Source organism: Melaminivora alkalimesophila (assembly GCF_000282995.1).
Taxonomy (GTDB): domain Bacteria; phylum Pseudomonadota; class Gammaproteobacteria; order Burkholderiales; family Burkholderiaceae_C; genus Melaminivora; species Melaminivora alkalimesophila.
In genome coordinates, this window is record NZ_ALEE01000163.1 from 1 (window position 1) to 783 (window position 783).

Sequence of the window (783 nt, forward strand, 5' to 3'; positions counted from 1 at the left end):
GCACCAGCCGCGTGAGCCGGTCCTGGGTGAGCACGAAACCGCCCACGTGCTGGCCCAGGTGGCGCGGCAGGCCGCGCAGCGCGCGTGCCAGCTCCAGCCACAGTGCCGCCTGGCGTTCGCCCAGCGGCTGGCCCAGCCGTGCAGCGAGCGCCTGCAGCGCCTCGGCCGCCAGCAGGTCATCGAACCAGTGGTGCTCCTTGGCAAAGGCGTCGATCAGCGCCGGCGCCACGCCCAGTGCCTTGCCCGCGTCGCGCAGCGCGCCGCGCGTGCGCCAGGTGCTGACCACGGCCGCCAGCGCCGCGCGGTCGCGTCCGTAGCGCGTGTAGATGTACTGGATGACCTCTTCGCGCCGCTCGTGCTCGAAGTCCACGTCGATGTCGGGCGGCTCGCCGCGCTCCTTGCTGATGAAACGCTCGAACAGCAGCCTCGACTGGGAAGGGTCGACCGCCGTGATGCCCAGGACGTAGCACACGGCCGAGTTCGCGGCCGACCCGCGCCCCTGGCACAGGATGCCCTGGCTGCGCGCGTAGCGCACGATGTCGTGCACCGTGAGGAAGTACATCTCGAAGCCGCATTCGTGGATCAACTCCAGCTCGTGCCCGATCTGCGCCCGCACCGCCTCCGGCACGCCCTCGGGATAGCGTGCGCGCGCGCCCTCCCAGCTCAGCCAGGCGAGCGCCGCGCGCGCCGTCATGCCGGGCGGGACGATGTCCTGCGGGTAGCGGTAGCGGATCTCGTCCAGGTGGAAGCGGCAGCGCGCGGCCACCTCCAGCGTGGCCGCCA

The 783-nt window shown here is 72.3% G+C and carries 1 pseudogene; it reads right to left on the reverse strand.

What is annotated here, in order from left to right:
* Nucleotides 1-783: pseudogene (locus tag A612_RS02665) on the reverse strand (error-prone DNA polymerase); the annotation flags it as partial.